19 protein-coding genes and 3 tRNA genes are annotated in these 15826 nt (G+C 28.3%); 19 read left to right on the plus strand and 3 right to left on the minus strand.

The window, feature by feature from the left end; all coding sequences use genetic code 11:
* Nucleotides 1-6: 6 nt before the first annotated feature.
* Together QIA19_RS04025 and QIA19_RS04030 are read right to left on the minus strand one after the other, a co-directional pair.
* Nucleotides 7-80: transfer RNA gene (locus QIA19_RS04025), tRNA-Val, on the minus strand.
* 43 nt (nt 81-123) lie between these two features.
* Complete coding sequence (locus tag QIA19_RS04030; protein WP_301366002.1) at nt 124-591, minus strand: BB0689 family surface lipoprotein; 468 nt, start codon at nt 589-591, stop codon at nt 124-126.
* An 84-nt stretch (nt 592-675) separates the two neighbouring features.
* Here QIA19_RS04030 and napA point away from each other — a divergent pair, with 84 nt between their 5' ends.
* The 14 genes from napA to rnc all read left to right on the plus strand — a co-directional run bounded on the left by napA (nt 676) and on the right by rnc (nt 10917).
* Complete coding sequence (gene napA / locus QIA19_RS04035) at nt 676-1212, plus strand: neutrophil-activating protein NapA (protein ID WP_008882307.1); 537 nt, start codon at nt 676-678, stop codon at nt 1210-1212.
* 73 nt (nt 1213-1285) lie between these two features.
* Nucleotides 1286-3295 (plus strand): elongation factor G, encoded by a 2010-nt coding sequence (fusA, locus tag QIA19_RS04040; RefSeq protein WP_301366005.1) that lies wholly within the window; start codon nt 1286-1288, stop codon nt 3293-3295.
* Between the two features lie 277 nt (nt 3296-3572).
* The gene (gene badR / locus QIA19_RS04045; protein ID WP_002557280.1) at nt 3573-4781 is read left to right on the plus strand and encodes a host adaptation transcriptional regulator BadR; all 1209 of its coding nucleotides are present in this window, start codon (nt 3573-3575) and stop codon (nt 4779-4781) included.
* Between the two features lie 62 nt (nt 4782-4843).
* Nucleotides 4844-6178 carry a signal recognition particle protein gene (gene ffh, locus QIA19_RS04050; protein WP_301366009.1) on the plus strand — a complete coding sequence of 445 codons (1335 nt, stop codon included), beginning with the start codon at nt 4844-4846 and terminating at the stop codon, nt 6176-6178.
* A 12-nt stretch (nt 6179-6190) separates the two neighbouring features.
* The gene (gene rpsP, locus QIA19_RS04055) at nt 6191-6451 is read left to right on the plus strand and encodes a 30S ribosomal protein S16 (protein WP_008882209.1); all 261 of its coding nucleotides are present in this window, start codon (nt 6191-6193) and stop codon (nt 6449-6451) included.
* Complete coding sequence (locus tag QIA19_RS04060; protein ID WP_301366012.1) at nt 6452-6700, plus strand: KH domain-containing protein; 249 nt, start codon at nt 6452-6454, stop codon at nt 6698-6700.
* Between the two features lie 3 nt (nt 6701-6703).
* Nucleotides 6704-7204, plus strand: coding sequence for a ribosome maturation factor RimM (gene rimM, locus QIA19_RS04065; RefSeq protein ID WP_301366014.1), 501 nt, complete (start codon nt 6704-6706; stop codon nt 7202-7204).
* Nucleotides 7201-7920 carry a tRNA (guanosine(37)-N1)-methyltransferase TrmD gene (gene trmD / locus QIA19_RS04070; RefSeq protein WP_301366016.1) on the plus strand — a complete coding sequence of 240 codons (720 nt, stop codon included), beginning with the start codon at nt 7201-7203 and terminating at the stop codon, nt 7918-7920. Before rimM ends, trmD begins: the two co-directional genes overlap by 4 nt.
* Complete coding sequence (gene rplS / locus QIA19_RS04075) at nt 7898-8263, plus strand: 50S ribosomal protein L19 (RefSeq protein WP_002557286.1); 366 nt, start codon at nt 7898-7900, stop codon at nt 8261-8263. The genes trmD and rplS overlap by 23 nt, the downstream gene beginning before the upstream one ends.
* 372 nt (nt 8264-8635) lie before the next feature.
* On the plus strand, nt 8636-9175 hold the full coding sequence (locus QIA19_RS04080) for a hypothetical protein (RefSeq protein WP_301366018.1): 540 nt from the start codon (nt 8636-8638) through the stop codon (nt 9173-9175).
* Nucleotide 9176: 1 nt separating this feature from the next.
* A complete protein-coding gene (gene coaD, locus QIA19_RS04085; RefSeq protein ID WP_008882239.1) occupies nt 9177-9668 on the plus strand; it encodes a pantetheine-phosphate adenylyltransferase in 492 nt (163 codons plus the stop codon).
* 63 nt (nt 9669-9731) lie between these two features.
* Nucleotides 9732-9914: a 50S ribosomal protein L32 gene (gene rpmF / locus QIA19_RS04090; protein ID WP_002557290.1), complete on the plus strand. Its 183-nt coding sequence runs from the start codon at nt 9732-9734 to the stop codon at nt 9912-9914.
* Between the two features lie 23 nt (nt 9915-9937).
* Nucleotides 9938-10180, plus strand: coding sequence for an acyl carrier protein (gene acpP / locus QIA19_RS04095; protein ID WP_002656801.1), 243 nt, complete (start codon nt 9938-9940; stop codon nt 10178-10180).
* Complete coding sequence (rnc, locus tag QIA19_RS04100; protein ID WP_301366019.1) at nt 10180-10917, plus strand: ribonuclease III; 738 nt, start codon at nt 10180-10182, stop codon at nt 10915-10917. The genes acpP and rnc overlap by 1 nt, the downstream gene beginning before the upstream one ends.
* Here rnc and QIA19_RS04105 read toward each other — a convergent pair.
* Nucleotides 10888-12120 (minus strand): CCA tRNA nucleotidyltransferase, encoded by a 1233-nt coding sequence (locus QIA19_RS04105; protein WP_301366020.1) that lies wholly within the window; start codon nt 12118-12120, stop codon nt 10888-10890. The two genes, rnc and QIA19_RS04105, sit on opposite strands and share 30 nt — an antisense overlap.
* Nucleotides 12121-12234: 114 nt before the next feature.
* Between QIA19_RS04105 and QIA19_RS04110 the strand changes: the two genes are divergently transcribed.
* The 5 genes from QIA19_RS04110 to mltG all read left to right on the plus strand — a co-directional run bounded on the left by QIA19_RS04110 (nt 12235) and on the right by mltG (nt 15823).
* Nucleotides 12235-14007, plus strand: coding sequence for a hypothetical protein (locus QIA19_RS04110; RefSeq protein WP_301366022.1), 1773 nt, complete (start codon nt 12235-12237; stop codon nt 14005-14007).
* A gap of 5 nt (nt 14008-14012) precedes the next feature.
* Nucleotides 14013-14336: a hypothetical protein gene (locus QIA19_RS04115; protein ID WP_002557295.1), complete on the plus strand. Its 324-nt coding sequence runs from the start codon at nt 14013-14015 to the stop codon at nt 14334-14336.
* An 85-nt stretch (nt 14337-14421) separates the two neighbouring features.
* Nucleotides 14422-14495 (plus strand) — tRNA-Thr (locus QIA19_RS04120).
* A gap of 5 nt (nt 14496-14500) precedes the next feature.
* Nucleotides 14501-14582 (plus strand) — tRNA-Tyr (locus tag QIA19_RS04125).
* 209 nt (nt 14583-14791) lie between these two features.
* Nucleotides 14792-15823 carry an endolytic transglycosylase MltG gene (mltG, locus tag QIA19_RS04130; protein ID WP_301366026.1) on the plus strand — a complete coding sequence of 344 codons (1032 nt, stop codon included), beginning with the start codon at nt 14792-14794 and terminating at the stop codon, nt 15821-15823.
* Nucleotides 15824-15826: the final 3 nt, after the last annotated feature.

A 15826-nucleotide genomic window follows, 5' to 3' on the forward strand; every position in this document is an offset into this window, starting at 1 on the left:
TATTTTTGGGCCCAGAGAGATTCGAACTCCCGACATCCTGCTTGTAAGGCAGGCGCTCTGACCAACTGAGCTATGAGCCCTTTTATTACTAATAAGTAGTATACAGCATAAGCTTTAATGGTGTCAATTCTTATATTTTCTTTTTCCAAAAAGGACTACAAATATATCTATATTGTCAGCCGTTTTTAATCTATAGCCACCTATTTTATCGGTATCTGTATTAATAAGAGCTTCTTTGTGGCTTGGACTATTAAGCCATGCATTAACTACTCTGTTAAGTTCAATTCCTGATGCCAGTATTTCTCTTGTTAAATTAAAGGATTGATCGTATTTATGTATTCTTTGCATTGGGGTTGTGCCAAAAAGGGTGTGAGTTATCGTTCTATTTTCTCCCAGTTTAATGGCATATTCTTTTGCAACTTTTTCAAGGGTATCATCTATTTCTAGATGGTTTAGATTTAAATTTTTTCTCAATTCAGCAATTTCTGAATATAGAATTTTCATATCTTCTTTTGTATCTATTTTATTCATTGTACTTAAATTGCATGCTTGAGATAAAAACAGCGTAAAAATTAAAATCAATTGTTTCATTAAATATCCTTTTTATTTATTATGGTATTAAAATTATAATTATATCTCATTATGTATTATAATAATTATATAAAGGAGATAGTTATGGAAAAGTATTTAAGCTATATAAAAAAGGATGATTTAGAATCAATACAATTAAAATTACAGGAATTGTTAGCAAGTTTGCATATTTTTTATTCTAATTTAAGAGGTATTCATTGGAATATAAAAGATACCAATTTCTTTGTTATTCACAAAAAAACTCAAAAACTTTATGAATATATTGAAAAAATTATTGATATTGTTGCAGAACGATCAAGAATGCTTGGATATGATTCTGAATTTAGGTATTCTGAGTTTATGAAAAAATCCTTTATTAAGGAGCTTGATATTGAATCAACTTCTAATTTTTTGCCTTCAATGGAAAGCATTGTTTGCAGTCTTACTGAGATTTTGAAGAATATTTTTGGAATGAGAAAATTAATTGATACTGCTGGTGATTATGGTACTGCTAATATTATGGATGATATCATGAGTGATCTTGAGAAACATTTATGGATGCATAAGGCATTGCTTGAAAATTGTGGTTGTTTTTGTCACGATGAGAATGAAAGCAAATGTTGCGAGTGTGATGCAAAATAGCAATTTTATTAAAAGGCTTAACTTGTGCTAATGAATTTATCTGCATTGAGGCTGTAGTAGTTGTTGGGGATTTATGAGTATTAGAAATATTGGAATTATGGCGCATATTGATGCTGGAAAAACTACTACCACAGAAAGAATTATTTATTATACTGGCAAAAGTCATAAAATGGGAGATGTAGATTCAGGGAACACTATTACTGACTGGATGCCTCAAGAGCAAGAAAGAGGAATTACTATTAGTTCAGCTGCCATTACTTGCCATTGGAAAGATTGTCAAATAAACATTATTGATACTCCTGGGCATGTGGATTTTACAGCAGAAGTTGAAAGATCTCTTCGAGTTCTTGACGGGGGTATTGTTATTTTTAGCGCTGTTGATGGAATTCAGGCCCAAACAGAAACTGTATGGAAACAGGCAGAAAAATACGAAATCCCGCGACTTGCTTATGTTAATAAGATGGATAGAATAGGTGCTGATTTTTTTAAAGTTGTGGGAGATATTGAAAATAAATTTAAAACTATTCCTTTGGTTTTGCAAATTCCAATTGGAAATGAAAGCAATTTTGAAGGAGTGGTTGATATTATTTTAAATAAAGAGCTTCATTTTTCAATGGAAAATGGAATTCCAAAATTAACTTATAGTCAAATTAGAGAAGAATTTGTTGAAAGAGCAATTCTTTTTAAAAAAAAATTAATAGACATTCTTAGCCAATTTAGCGAAGAAATTACTCAATTATTTCTTGAAGACAAAGAGATTGGTTTAGATATTATTAAAAGAGAGATTAGAAGAGGTACTATTTTTGGATTTATTATTCCTGTTTTAATGGGAACTAGTTTAAAAAATATTGGAATAGAACCTTTGATTGATTCGGTTGTAGATTACTTGCCAAGTCCTTTTGAAAAAAGTTTTAGCGCTTTTTCTTTAGACACAAATAAAAAAATTTTAGTTGCTCCTAATGAAAATAAAAAATTGTCAGCCCTTGTTTTTAAAGTTCAATATTCAAGCGTGATTGCTTCTCATCTTTATTTTGTTAGAGTTTATTCTGGCGAGATTAATCCTAATAAAAAAATTATCAATGCTTCAAATGGTAAGCGTGAAAAGTTTACAAAAATTTTTAGAGTTTTTTCAAATAAAAATGAACAAATAGATTTTGTAAAAACAGGCGATATTGGTGCTGTTTTAGGATTAAAGTTTTCTGTTACAGGAGATACTCTTGTTGAAGAGAATAATAATGTTTTACTTGAGTCTGTTATGTTTCCAGAGCCGGTTGTTTTAATGTCTGTTGAGCCTGAAAGATCATCAGATGAGGTTAGGCTTAAGGAAATTTTTGAAATAATATCTAAAGAAGACCCTACCTTTAGTTATTCTGAGAGTAAAGAAACAGGGCAATTAATTATATCTGGAATGGGTGAATTACATCTTGAGATTATTTTAACAAGAATTAAAGATGAATTTAATCTTAATGTTTATACAGGAAAACCTCAAGTAAGTTACAGAGAAAGTGCTGGCAAAATTGTAAAAGAAGTTTTTGAGTTTAACAATATTTTTGCTGGCAAAAATATTAATTTTAAAATTGGAATGATCATTAAACCTTTGTCGCGGGGTGCGGGAAATAAAATTGATTTTGAATGTGGCATTGAACCTGTAATTAAGTCTGCAATATTGAGGGGAATTACATCTGCATTTGTAAGTGGAATTTTTGGATATCCCATTATTGATATTAATGTTAGTATTTTTTCTATTGTTTGTGGGACCAATAAGATTAGCGAGAGTGCTTTTGAGTCAGTTTCAGGATTTGCTTTTCATAGTATTTTTCAAAAATCAGATCCTATTAGACTTGAGCCAATAATGTTATTAGAAATTAGAACACCCATTGAGCATACAGGAGAAATTATTTCTACATTAAATGTTATGGGGGGTGTTATTCATTCAGTTAGCAATATTGGAGAGTATGACTTGATAAAATCAGAGGCGGCGTTTGAGAAACTTTTTGGGTATGCCTCTATTTTGAGAAGTTCTACTAAAGGAAGGGGCAGTTTTACTATGGAATTTTCTTATTTTAAGGAAAAAGTAAGTTAAAGTTAGTGGTTTTTAAGGCAAAATGACTTTTCTTGTGTTTATTATTTTTAAATCTAATTAATTTTATTGATGAGTTTTTATGTAAAAATGATTTTATTCCCTTTTTTGTTAAGCTTTAAGTTTTTGATATTTTATGAATGTTATATTATGATGTAAAATGTTTTTTAGCCTTATAAAGGCATGTTTGTCTTTTAAGAATAGATAAAATATTGTATTGGTTTTTTTGATATGATATTTTATAATATTTTTTTTATTTTAAAAATAAAGGAGGTGTATTATGCAGGGTGAAAATATGGTTTCAATTAGAGGCGGAAATAGAAGAAAAATTCTTCTTAGTTTGAAAAATATGCAATATTCAAGAACAGACCTAGCTCGTAAGTTAAGCTTGACAAATGCTGCAGTTACTATTTTGACTAATCAAATGATAAAAGAAAATCTTTTGATTGAAGTTGGTTCTAGGGTGTCTGATGTTAAAAAACATGGACGAAAAGAAATACTTCTCGATATTAATAAAGATTATGCGTATTCAATGGGAGTTATTATTTCTAGCAATTATTTTCAAATAGGTATTGCCAATCTTAAATGCGAGGTTTTAATAAGCGAGACTCATTCTTTTGAGCCCCCAGTTAGTGCTTATGACATTTTAGAAAAAATAAAAGATCATATGATAGAAATTATTTGGAAACATAATTTCTCAAGAGATAAGTTTATTGGCTTAGGCTTTAGTATTACAGGGTTAATAAAGGATAAAGAATTAGGCATTGTTAATGATAGTTATGGATCGTGGATTGAAAAAGATGTTCCTGTTAAGAGAATACTTGAGGAGTACTTTTCACTAACAGTTTATCTTGAAAGTTATGTTAAAAATTTATCTCTTGCTGAATTTATGGGTAAGAATATAGATAATATTATGTTTTTTGATTACACAGATACTGCTGAACTTTCGATTTGGTCAGGCGGCAATGTTTATCCTGGTTTTAATAATAAATCAGGTATGGTTAGTCACATGATAATTGATTATGAGGGAGAAAAAAATTGTCCAACTTGTGGTAATAAGGGTTGTGTCAATATGCTAATATCTAATTTTGCTTTGCAGAGATTGATTTCCAAAGAGTTTATGAATGGTGAGATTCCCGAGCTTTATGAAAAGTATGAGGGCAGATTGAAAAAGGTTACGATATATGACATTTTTTCTCTTTATGAAAAATATGATTTTATAAATAAAATTATGCAAGATACTGTTAAATACTTGGCAATAATTATTATTAATATTCAAAGAATGCTTGATTTTAATTATTTAGTACTCTATGGTCAAAGTTTTAAATTAAAAGCTTTTTTTGATTTGTTAAAAGAAGAGATTAAAAAGCTTAATAAAGAGAATATAGTATTAAAGCTTAGTTCATTAGATACTGAAGTTTCTGTTGTTGGACCTGCTTCTAGTGTTATTTTTAATAAATTTTATTTGACTGGAGGAGATATTGATTAATATTGCCTTTTTTTGTATCTTATATTTGACAAGATTATTTTTGAGAATAAGGGTTGCTTTTAATGCTTGAAAGTTTAGGGTCAAATTTTAGAAATTTTATAAACTATCTTTCTGGAAAATCTACGATAAATGATAAAAACATTGCAGAGGCTATTGAGATTATTAAAAATTCTTTAGTTGATGCTGATGTTAACTTAAGAGTTATAAGGCGTTTTTTAAATTCTATAATTGAAGAATCCAAGGGAGTAAAAGTTTTAAGGGGTATTGATCCTAAATCTCAGTTTATTAAAATTGTCAATGATAATCTTGTTAAATTTTTGGGAGGCAAAAGTTATGGGCTTAGTTTACATCCTGCCAATAAGCAATCTTATATTCTTATGTTGGGACTCCAAGGTTCTGGGAAGACCACGACATGCGCCAAGCTTTCTTTAAAGCTTAAAAAGGAAAATAGAAAAGTACTTCTTGTAGCTGCTGATACTTTTAGAGCGGCAGCCGTAGAGCAGTTAAAAACATTGGGTGGTCAAGTAGGTGTTCCAGTATTTTCAATTGAAGGGGAAAAAGATCCTATTAAAATTGTTAAAGCGTCCATGAAGTTTGCCGAGTCTAATTTTTTTGATTCTGTAATAGTTGATACCAGAGGACGACTTGAGATTGAATCTTTGTTGGTTGAAGAGATAAAAAAAATAAAGGGGATTTTGCGACCCACAGAAACCATTTTAGTAGTAGACTCTATGATGGGGCAAGTTGCTGTAAATATTGCTAAGGAATTTGATGAGAATGTTGGACTTACCGGTGCAATATTTTCTAAGTTTGATTCAGATACTAGGGGGGGGGCTGTATTATCTTTTAAAAGTATTTGTGCAGTTCCCATTAAATTTATTGGTGTTGGAGAGAAAATCGAAGATCTTGATTCCTTTTACCCAGAAAGAATTGCTTCTAGAATTCTTGGCATGGGGGATGTTGTTAGTCTTGTAGAGAGGGTTCAAAGTGTTGTTGACAAAGAAGAGGTTATTAAGCTTAAGGAAAAAATTAATAAAGCCAGTTTTAATTTTGAAGACTATCTGAGTCAATTTAGGCGCATTAGACAAGTAGGAGGATTTTCTAATTTTGTAAGTTTTTTACCAGGTGTTTCAAAATCAATGCTGAATAGCAATAATTTAAATGAAGAAAGTTTTAATAAAGAAGAAGCTATTATTCTTTCTATGACTAAAAAAGAAAGAATAAATCCAGTGATTTTGAATAATCCCTCAAGAAAAAAAAGAATAGCCATAGGAAGTGGAACAACCGTTTTTGATGTTAATAAGCTCATAAAAAAGTTTAGTCAAACAACTTTGATTATGAAAAAAATGAAAAACAAAGATTTTCAAAATAAGATTGCATCCCTTTTGGGAAAATAAGGAGGAATAAATTTGAGCGTTAAGATAAGATTGAAAAGAATGGGAGCTAAAAAAAGACCTTATTATAGGATTGTAGTTATGAATTCTACGTCTCCTAGAGATGGTAGAGCAATTGAAGAGCTTGGTTATTATCATCCTGTTGAAAAGCAAAACCAAATAAAAATTAAGGAAGATAGAATGAAAGATTGGATAAGCAAGGGAGCAATTTTAAGTGATACAGTGAAAATGCTTTTAAATAAAAACAACTTGAATGCGAAAAGTCAGGAGGTTTAAATGAAAGAGTATGGGAATGAGATTGAACTTATAGAGTTTATAGTAAAGTCTCTTGTAGATAAAGAAGATGAAGTAAGGTTAAATGTAATTGAAGGGGAAAAATCAACTATTTTGGAATTAAGGGTTTCTCAAAGCGATGTGGGCAAGATAATCGGAAGACGGGGTCGTATTGCACGGGCTATTAGAACTTTGCTTGGAGCTTGTGCTGCCAAAACCAATAGGCGAGTGCAATTGGAAATTTTAGATTAATTTATGTTTATTAAAGGCGTTATATTATCGTCTTATGGAGTTAATGGGTATGCTAAGGTTAAAAGCATATCCAATAATTTTTGTGATTTTATTAATCTAAAAAACAATAAAGTTCTTTTAAAAAAAAGCAATAGTTCCAGTGTTGAAGTTAAAGTTGTAGATGTTAATATAAAGGGTAATTCCTTATTTTTGAAGTTTGAAGAGATCGATACCCCAGAGGCAGTTAGGCTGTTGATTGGTTTTGAATTGTGGGTTGATGATTCGCTTGCATCGAGCTTAAAAGAAGGCGAATATTATTTAGGAAAGCTTATTGGCTATGCCATTGTTAATAATAATAAAAAACTAGGAGAAGTTGTAGCTTTCTTTGAATATTTAAATAGTGTATTTCTTGAGGTCAGAGTGGGTATTAAATTTTTCTTTATTCCCTTTTTGAATATATATATTGGAGATATAAATGCTCAAGAAAAAACAATTGAGCTTAAGGTTTTAGATCTTTTAAAATGAAATTTACGGTTTTATCCCTTTTTCCAGCAATAATTAAGCCATTTTTTGAAAATTCAATAATGAAAAAAGCTATTAATAAGGGAATAGTAAGTTTTGAGCTTGTTGATGTTAGAGATTTTTCAAAAGATAAGCATAAAAGATGTGATGATTTGCCTTATGGGGGCGGTGCTGGGATGGTGTTGAAGGCTGAACCAATTTCTTTTGCTCTTGAGCATGTAGAATCTGCCAAGAAAACGACAATATTTTTAAGTCCCTCTGGGATAAAGTATAGCCAAGAGTTGGCTTATTCCTTGTCAAAAAGAGAAGAAATTGTTATAATTTGTGGAAGATATGAAGGAATTGATCAACGTATTATAGATTTGTATGTTGATTTTGAGATTTCTATTGGGGATTATGTTTTATCTTCAGGAGAGATTGCAGCTCTTGTTTTAATAGATAGTGTATATAGGTTACTAGATGGAGTAATAAATCCCAATTCTTTATTAGAAGAATCATTTGGTATAAAAAATGGATTACTTGAATATCCTCATTATACCAGGCCCTATAATTTTAAGGGGATGAAGGTTCCAGAAGTTCTTCTTTTGGGGCATCATGCAAATATAAAGAATTGGAGGCTTGTTAAAGCTAGAGAAAAAACTAAGAAAAATAGATATGATTTATACCTTAAATATTTAGAGATAATAGGAGAAGATAATGGATTTGATAAGAAAAATTGAAGCTCAGAATAAGAAAAATGAGGCTTTTGTCTTTAATGTGGGAGATACTGTGAGGGTTGTTTACAAAATTATTGAGGGTAGTAATGAAAGATTGCAGAGTTTTGAAGGGATTGTTATTTCTTTCCAAAACAAGGGAATTGGCAAAACATTTTTGATTAGAAAAATTTCTTCAGGAATAGGTGTTGAAAAAATTTTCCCAGTATATTCTCCTATTATAGAAAAGGTTGAGGTTTTAAGAAGGGGAAAGGTTAGAAGGGCAAAGCTTTATTATATGAGGAATAGAATCGGTAAAGCTGCTATGAAGATAAAGGAGCGCCTTAATATTAAAAAAGTTAAGCATTAGTTTTTAATTATTTTAAATATTTTAGTAAATTAGGCTATAAGATGAATCAAATTAGATTGAGATTAAAAATTGTTTTTGATTGATCTTTTGTTTTGTAAATTTTTATTCAAGATTTAATAGAGTTTTTACTATTTTAAGAAATAATTTTGGTAAGCTTGGTCGTGTGTTTATTATAATTGAGGGCATTATTTAACCATTCTTATTAAATTTCAATGAGGGTTTAATTTTACTTTTGTCTTTAAAAAGCTAAAGATTTAAAGTTTTGATTTTTTGAAAAACTTTCAGGCTATGTGAGTGATTTTGTTCTTAAATATTTGTTTTTATTTTTTTGAAGAGTAAATATTTATTTTTTGTAGTTAAGGAGAGTTAATTTTGAAATATACTCAAAGTAAGTTCAAGAGTAGTAATTTTCAGAAACATAATAAACGTTTTTATGGTTTTAAGAATAAAAGATTAAATTCTGAGAGCAAAAGTCAAAATGTTGCCCCGCTAAACAGTTTTAATAATAAATCGACTGTTTTGAATGCAGATAAACAAAATGTTTTTAAAGGTAAATTTAGAAGAAAAAGTATAAAATTTAAAACAAGAATAAATCTTGATGTTGCTTGTGCTATTTGTGAAAAAAAAATAAATGATATTGTTTGTAGCATGTCTTTAAAGGTTGAAAATGAAGATAAACCTGTTCATTTTGATTGTGTTATCAATAAATTAACATCTGAAAATAATCTTTCAAGTAATGAAAAATTGGTTTATAAAGGTGCTGGTAAATTTTTTATTGTGGATACATCTTCTAGAGGAGAATATTTATATTTCAAAATTATTAAGGAAATTGAATTTGAAAATTTAGAAGAACAACCACTATGGCGTAAAAAAATTTTCAAAGATATTAATAGGGAGTTTAGGCTTTCTTGATATGAAGGTGGCAGTTTTTCCAGGATCTTTTGATCCAATTACTTGGGGGCATATTGATTTAATTAAAAGATCGTTGGCTATTTTTGACAAAGTTGTTGTTTTAGTAGCTAAAAATAAATCAAAAAAATATTTGCTAGGTGATATTGAGAGGTTTAGCCTTACAAAAGATGTTGTTTCGTCTTTAAATTTTTCAAATGTGTTTGTAGATAGGTATAGCGGGTTTATTGTTGATTATGCATTGATTAATTCTATTAAATTTATTGTTAGAGGAATTAGGGCTTTTAATGATTTTGATATAGAGTTTGAAAGATATCTTGTTAATAATAAGTTAAATTTTGAAATTGATACTATATTTTTACCAAGTAGTGCAGAACATTTATATGTAAGGTCGGATTTTGTAAAGGAATTAATGTTGAAAAAGGATGTTGATCTTTCTAATTTTGTTCCAGAATTGGTGTTTAATAGATTAAAATCTAAGTTTATTGACAAATGACTTGGTTAATATATATATTATTAAGATAATTTAATGTAGTTTAAAAGTAGTTAGGAGAAAGTAATGGCTGTTCCAAAATTTAAGCCTTCAAAATCTAGAAGTAGAACAAGGCGTAGTATAAATATGAGAAAAAAAATTCCACAATTTCAAGAATGTTCTAATTGTGGTAATCTTGGCGTGAGACATAGGATTTGTTTAAAATGTGGATATTATAGGAATAACCAATATCTAGAAATAGGTTTGTAGCTTGTAGTAAGGAAGGTGTATTCATGGATAATGATGAAATTTTTAGCAAGGTTAGGTCTATTATATCTGAGCAACTTGATAAAAAAGAAGATGAAATTACCACAGACTCTAGATTTGTTGAAGATCTTAATGCAGATAGTCTAGATATTTATGAGCTTTTGTATTTGCTTGAAGAGGCCTTTGATGATAAGATTCCAGAGAACGAAGCCAATGAATTTGAGACGGTAGGCGATGTTGTTAATTTTATTAAAAAGAGAAAGGGTTGATGAAAAAAAATTCTTCTGATTTTTGTTTGTGTAATGAAAGAAAAGCTCAATTGAGTAAATTTTTGGAGAATTTGAGCATTGATTTTAGTAATTTTGATTTATTGAATACAGCATTGTGTCATTCGTCGTATTCTAATGAGTTGGATCAAAAATCTAGTAATAATGAGAGATTAGAATTTTTGGGAGATTCTGTGCTTAATTTGATTATTACAGATCATCTTTATAAAACTTATCCAAATAAAAGTGAAGGAGAGCTCAGTAAGGCCAGATCTTATATTGTTAGTGAAGATTCCCTATCTAATATTGCTAGAGAGATTAATCTTGGTTCTTATATTTTGCTAGGTAGAGGAGAGGAGAGTAATGATGGTCGAAACAAAAAAGGCATTCTTGCAGATGCTATTGAAGCTTTTGTAGGCGCTATTTATCTTGATAGTGGGTTTTCAAGAGCAACAGAATTTGTGGTTGGACTTTTTGATATGTATATAAGATTGATGTTTAATAGGGGTGATTTTAAAGATTATAAGAGTTTGTTACAAGAATATGTTCAAAAGAAATATAAAATCTCACCAAGTTATAAGCTAGACAAGGAAATAGGTCCAGACCATGATAAAGTTTTTTGTGTGGAACTTTATGTTGGAGAAAATTTTATATCAAATGGAAAGGGCAAATCTAAAAAAGAAGCGGAAATGAGGGCGGCTGAAGTAGCTTTAAAAGCTATGGAAAACATTAACCTTTAAGGTTTTGATTTTTTTTATAAGATAATTTTTAGTATTAAGCTTGGGATTTTCAATTACACATCGTAGTAGCATATTTAAAATTTTACCTATATTTTTGTTTTCTATTTGTTCTAGATTTTGAATATCTTTTCCGTTTATTTTTAAATCTTTTAAAGAGAGAGGATTTTTTAGCAATTTTTTTCTTTTTATGTTTTTTATTATAAATAAATATCTTTTATTTTTTCCTTTGAGCGCTTTGTATATATCAATTATTTCTTTATAATGCTCTCTTGTGCTTTTGCTAAGCAAATATCTAATATCACTTAATTTTTTGACATTAAAAATATTGTTATTATCGATTATGCTTCTATAAAATAAAATTAGCTTAATTTCTTTATTTGAGAATTTAAGTAAAGTTAATTTTTCTTTTAGTTCTTTGATAGGTTTTTTAATTGTCAATATTGTGATTGCTTTTAGATAAAATTTGTTTTTATCAAGTAGAGCAATTTTTTTGATTACTTTTGTTTTTATTTCTAGATTAAAAAAATTTTTAAAAAAATCAACTTTTTTAAGATAATAAATTCCTTTTTGTATATTTATGCCTTCTAATAATTTGTGAAATTCATTTTTTATTCTTTCTTTTGAAATCATTAAAATATTTTCTTTTTTATATTTCATTGAAATTAAAGTATTTTTTTCAATGTTAAAATTAAGTGTGGATGAAAATCTTGCTGCTCTAAGTATTCTAAGGGCGTCTTCTTCAAATCTTTTGTTTGGATTTCCTATGCATCTTATTATTTTCTTATTAAGGTCTTTTTTCCCATTATAGCAATCTATTATGTTGAAGTTGAAAATATCCATTGCAATTGCATTAATTGTAAAATCTCTTCTTTCAAGATCTTGAATTAAATTTTTAGTGTATTCTACTTGTTTGGGGGCTCTGTTGTTTTTATATTCTTTTTCTATTCTGTATGTGGTGATTTCAAAGATTTTTTTATTAAAAATAATACCAATTGTGCCATGTTTTATTCCTGTTTTAATGTTATTTGGAAATAATGTTATTATTTCTTCAGGAGTTGCATTTGTTGCAAAATCAAAATCGTAAGGCTGCTTATTAAGTAGTAAGTCTCTTAAAGCGCCTCCAACTAAATAAAATTCGTAGTTATTTTTTTTAAATATTTTACCAATTTTAATTATATTTGGATTGTTTCTTCCTAGATTCATATAAAATTATATTATAGTGTAAATAATTTTTTTCTAAAATTGATTTACAATTTTAATTTATTTGAAGTATGCTGTAAGTAGTACTTTATTTTTAAATGGTTTTATTGGGGTTTTATGAGTGGTAATAACAATAGCGTATACAACTCTATAGGTCAACTTTCAAAGGAGACTAAAAATAGGTTGATGAATGATATAAGAAAAAGTTTAGGTTTGAATTCTTCCGATTTTGTTTTGCCCAATAGTAGTAATGAGCCTTATGTTGATTCTCAGCTTGAAAAATTTCTTTCGGGGCGCTTAATGGAAGAATCATTTCTTATTAGAATGTGGTTAACTATTTTAAATTTTTTCCAGAAAGATAAAAGCAAGGAAGATATATATAAAGCTTATGTTATAAAAAACCTGGAAAATCAAATTAATGAAATGTGTAAAAATCCAGTAATAGATTTTAAGAGAGAATGTTTGCATGTTGGTTTTGTAGAAATGTTTTTTAGTGTTTGCCGATATTCAATGGAATTGAAAGAATTTTTTAGGAAATTAGAAAAAGGTGGTATTGTTGTTGAGCAAACTATTTTAGAAATTATTCAAAGCAAAGTTCTTAACTCCAAGAACAATTTGGAAGATTTTTTGGATGAAGGTGAATATGAGCTTTTTTTAAAAAAAGAAAAAACCCAAAACGATTTAGAAGAATCTCTTAAGGTCAAGATAAATGAATATATTGATTCTATTCCATCTAGTACTTACAAAATTGTCTCGGATATGTTTGAGTTTTATTATGTTTTTAATAGTTTGGCGTTTTTTCCTTACAAATCTTTTTTTTCATTTTTCAATGTAGATCTTTTAGATAGTGCTGAGAATATTAGCATTGTTGACTTTGAGGTTGGATTTGGAACCAGCTTTTCAAGTGTTAGTAAGTATTTGAATTCCTTTTTTGACATTTTGTATACATTAAAAGATATTGAGATAGATGAGGATATTGTTAAAAGCATTATATCAAATTATTTTTCAATATCTGATGATATTAGTAATTCAGAGATAATTTCAAGAGAAGATCATATATCTCGGGTAGAATATGTATTGAAAAATGTTTTATCTATTATATCTAAGATTGTTGGCTTGTCGAGGACTTTGCCTTATTTAGATATTTTTAGAGTATATTGCAAAAATCCTGTTGTATCTCCTAAAAAATATGTACCCTTTTTTGATGTAAAAAATTTTTATGAGAATATTTTATTTTTAAATGTTATGGGTCAGGCTATTAAAAAGCGTGATAGCTCTTTAAAAGTTCTTGTTATCAAAGAAATAAAAAATCTTGTTAGAGATCCTAGTGTAATTTTAAATTTAAAAGGGGAGATTTTTAATGAATTAAATCTTGGTCGTTATAGTTTTAAAAAGTTATATTTTCTTAATGATTTTTTTAAAAACATATATGATGTTAGAATGATGGAAGTTTTAAGAACTATAAATAATGTCGTATTAATCAATAATCATGATTTGAGAAATATATATGTTGACATTGAAAATAATATTACTGCTTTGAAAAAAGAAATTTATAATATTTACTTTGAGATTGATTATAAAAATGAAGAGTTTGAAAGGTATAAAAGAGATGTTAAAATTGATGACTCTTATAAGGAAAGGATTTTGAAGTGGTGCTTAACAGAATCGGTTTCTATTGATAAGGTTTCCAATAGATTTGTAGATTATTTTATTGAGCTTAAAAAGAGGTGCTTGTCTCTGTTGGAAAATCATAATGTTTTTATTCGAAAATCTTTAACGGTTTCTTACAAATCAATGGTAACTGAAAATAAAACAATTACATTAGCCGATGTTATTGGCAATCTTTTGGAAATCATAAATCAAGCACTTTTTATAATAAAAAATTTATAAATTTCATGAAAGCTTTTAAAGTAAAAAATCTAAGACGTTTTTCAAATTTTATTAGAATTTTGGTTATTGTATTGTTTTTAAATTCTTTGCTAAGTTTGTTCGTGTTTTTGGCCGGTTCTTACAATATTTTTGTTTACAATTTTCAGAAATTTTATCTTGATCTTGCTATTATTTTAAGTTCTGTTTCTTTTGGGCTTGAATCTACTAGACTGATATTTTTTTATTTTTTGAAAAATAAAAAAATTAAGTATTATTTAATTTTAATTTTTAGTTTTATAATTTTTTTTATTGCTCTTGTTTTTAAAATTTTTCTTTCTGGTAATAAATAGATTAAGGAAGATTATATTAATTATTTATCATTATTCTATTGACTAATGAATTTTATTTTTATAAACTAACTATTAGTTTTTGTTTGCCGACTTAGCTCAGCTGGCCAGAGCAGCGGTCTTGTAAACCGCAGGTCGTCGGTTCGAATCCGACAGTCGGCTTTTATGGGGCGGTACCGAAGTGGTTAACCGGGGCAGACTGTAAATCTGTTGGCTTTGCCTACGTGGGTTCGAATCCCACCCTCCCCAATTTAGTGAAATTGTAAGCGATTGCCTTTTTACAATTTTTTGTTGTGATCTTTTCAATGTGTTATGTCGTTTCATTTTGATGCTTTTATTTTTGTCTATTTAGAAAAGTTATTATTGGTTATAAAATATGATGTTAGCTATCAATTAAAAATTTTAATTGATAGCTAAAGTGTAATTAGCAAAGACTTTTGTTTGGCTAGGAGATTCTTGTGTTTATTAAAATTGGGAAAGTGTTTATTCTTTTTTTCTTTTTAGGATCTATTTTGTCAATTTTTATATATTTTTTAAATTTATCTTCTTTGGCAAATGACTTAGTTTATGAATTTAATATTGAAAAAGGTTGGGGAGTTAAAAAAATAGCTAAAGAATTGAAAAAACAAAAGTTAATTAAATCCGAACTGCTTCTTGTTTTTATTTCATATATTTTAGGTAGTGATAAACAATTTAAAGAGGGGAGATATTTAATAAATGGCGATCTTTCTACATTTGAAATATATAAAGAGTTTTTAAAGGGATCTTCTAGCGTAAATATTGATGTTACAATACCCGAAGGGTATACTAGCAGAAGAATTGCTTTAAAGCTTAAGGAATTTTCTGTTATTGATGATGTTCAAGATTTTCTTTTTTTAATCAACAAAAAATCCTTTATTTATGAGCTTGGGCTTGATTATGACTCTCTTGAGGGATTTTTATTTCCAGATACTTATAAATTTTATAAGGGTGTAGAAATAAAGAATGTAGTTCGCATGTTTGTTGATAATTTTTTGAATAAGCTTAAGTCTATAGGAGTTGTTCTTGGTGATTATTCAAGTAAGGAGCTTTACAATAGGGTAATAATAGCATCTATTGTTGAACGTGAATATAGGGTTAAAAGTGAGGCCCCAATAATGTCTTCGGTTTTTTACAATAGAATAAAATCTGGTATGGCATTACAATCCTGTGCTACTATTGAATATGTTATTACAGAGGAGCTAGGACGAAGCCATCCTAAGAGAATTTATTTTTCAGATTTAGAGATAGATTCTCCTTATAATACATATATTAATAAAGGATATCCTCCTACTCCAATTTCAAATGCCGGTATTATTTCGCTGCAAGCAGCTTTTTTCCCAAAAAATACGCAATATTTATTTTTTGTTGTAAAAGATTCTAAGTTGGGCACACATCAATTTTCATCAGAATATTCATCACATCTTTTAGGGGCAAAAGATTATATTAAAAATTTTATTACTAAGGATTAAAAA

It is taken from the genome of [Borrelia] finlandensis, from assembly GCF_030438365.2.
Classification (GTDB): Bacteria; Spirochaetota; Spirochaetia; order Borreliales; family Borreliaceae; genus Borreliella; species Borreliella finlandensis.

Coding starts and splice junctions, on each gene's coding strand:
- QIA19_RS04060 (WP_301366012.1), top strand. CDS start 6,452: ATGAAAGAGTATGGGAATGAGATTGAACTTATAGAGTTTATAGTAAAG.
- rnc (WP_301366019.1), top strand. CDS start 10,180: ATGAAAAAAAATTCTTCTGATTTTTGTTTGTGTAATGAAAGAAAAGCT.
- rplS (WP_002557286.1), top strand. CDS start 7,898: ATGGATTTGATAAGAAAAATTGAAGCTCAGAATAAGAAAAATGAGGCT.
- napA (WP_008882307.1), top strand. CDS start 676: ATGGAAAAGTATTTAAGCTATATAAAAAAGGATGATTTAGAATCAATA.
- QIA19_RS04105 (WP_301366020.1), bottom strand. CDS start 12,120: ATGAATCTAGGAAGAAACAATCCAAATATAATTAAAATTGGTAAAATA.
- ffh (WP_301366009.1), top strand. CDS start 4,844: ATGCTTGAAAGTTTAGGGTCAAATTTTAGAAATTTTATAAACTATCTT.
- fusA (WP_301366005.1), top strand. CDS start 1,286: ATGAGTATTAGAAATATTGGAATTATGGCGCATATTGATGCTGGAAAA.
- rpmF (WP_002557290.1), top strand. CDS start 9,732: ATGGCTGTTCCAAAATTTAAGCCTTCAAAATCTAGAAGTAGAACAAGG.
- rimM (WP_301366014.1), top strand. CDS start 6,704: ATGTTTATTAAAGGCGTTATATTATCGTCTTATGGAGTTAATGGGTAT.
- acpP (WP_002656801.1), top strand. CDS start 9,938: ATGGATAATGATGAAATTTTTAGCAAGGTTAGGTCTATTATATCTGAG.
- trmD (WP_301366016.1), top strand. CDS start 7,201: ATGAAATTTACGGTTTTATCCCTTTTTCCAGCAATAATTAAGCCATTT.
- badR (WP_002557280.1), top strand. CDS start 3,573: ATGCAGGGTGAAAATATGGTTTCAATTAGAGGCGGAAATAGAAGAAAA.
- QIA19_RS04110 (WP_301366022.1), top strand. CDS start 12,235: ATGAGTGGTAATAACAATAGCGTATACAACTCTATAGGTCAACTTTCA.
- coaD (WP_008882239.1), top strand. CDS start 9,177: ATGAAGGTGGCAGTTTTTCCAGGATCTTTTGATCCAATTACTTGGGGG.
- QIA19_RS04115 (WP_002557295.1), top strand. CDS start 14,013: ATGAAAGCTTTTAAAGTAAAAAATCTAAGACGTTTTTCAAATTTTATT.
- QIA19_RS04030 (WP_301366002.1), bottom strand. CDS start 591: ATGAAACAATTGATTTTAATTTTTACGCTGTTTTTATCTCAAGCATGC.